Source organism: Halorubrum sp. Atlit-28R, assembly GCF_003665955.1.
Lineage (GTDB): Archaea > Halobacteriota > Halobacteria > Halobacteriales > Haloferacaceae > Halorubrum > Halorubrum tropicale.
This window is the reverse complement of record NZ_QPLS01000059.1, coordinates 1-777: the sequence shown is the minus strand read 5'-3', so window position 1 is coordinate 777 and position 777 is coordinate 1. Positions and strand designations below refer to the sequence as shown.

At 54.2% G+C, this 777-nt stretch carries 1 protein-coding gene; it reads left to right on the top strand.

What is annotated here, in order from left to right; translation table 11 throughout:
• Positions 1-217: 217 nt before the first annotated feature.
• On the top strand, positions 218-777 hold a 560-nt coding region (locus DVK06_RS19415), incomplete at its 3' end, for a hypothetical protein (protein ID WP_121601119.1).

Below are 777 nucleotides of genomic sequence, written 5' to 3'. Positions count from 1 at the left end.
TACCATGACTCAGGGCAGTTAGTAACCGAGGTAGATACCATTATGCAATCCCCAATCCTCCTGGGGTGGCTCCAGCACCTGTTGGTTTACAATTGATTACAAATATTGGATATAGATTGTCTTATAGTGTTTCTTCTAGGCTACTTATCTTCTGTTGTCCAGATAGTTGGGATATATCCCGATATATTTTTATTCTCTCTGAACAACATTGGGAACTATGGACGAACACGACGAGCTAGAGCCTCCCACGTCGACTTCCGACTCCGAGATGCAACCCTCGTCGTCTCAAGTGGGCCTCGCAGCATCACGACAGACGAGTCGTGCGGGGGTCCGCACCAGCGACGCAACTCCCCCGAATCCTCCCGAGCAAACCGAGCCTGTGGGGAGCGACGATACTGCCTCCGAAATTGGGTTCGGCACACCGGCAACTGATGCGTTCGACCGTCTTACGGACCAGCCAAACGTACTCTTCGTCGGCCCTGCTGCGTCTGCAGTCGCGTGTGGTCGCTCCATACGGCAGTCAATGACGGAATCGACAGCAACGAACCAACTTCTTATGTGTATCGAGACACCGTTCGACGCACAACTCGACATTCTCCGTACCTCTCGTACTGAAGTAACCGAACAACGCGTGGTCATCACTGCACCGCCTCACGCCCGGACCCGCGCCATCGAGATGTCGGAGAGACAGGTCGACGTACTGAACGTCGAGCGACCGACTGACCTCCCCCGTCTCGGTACCGAAGTAACCAATCTTCTGACTCAGTGGACCGACGC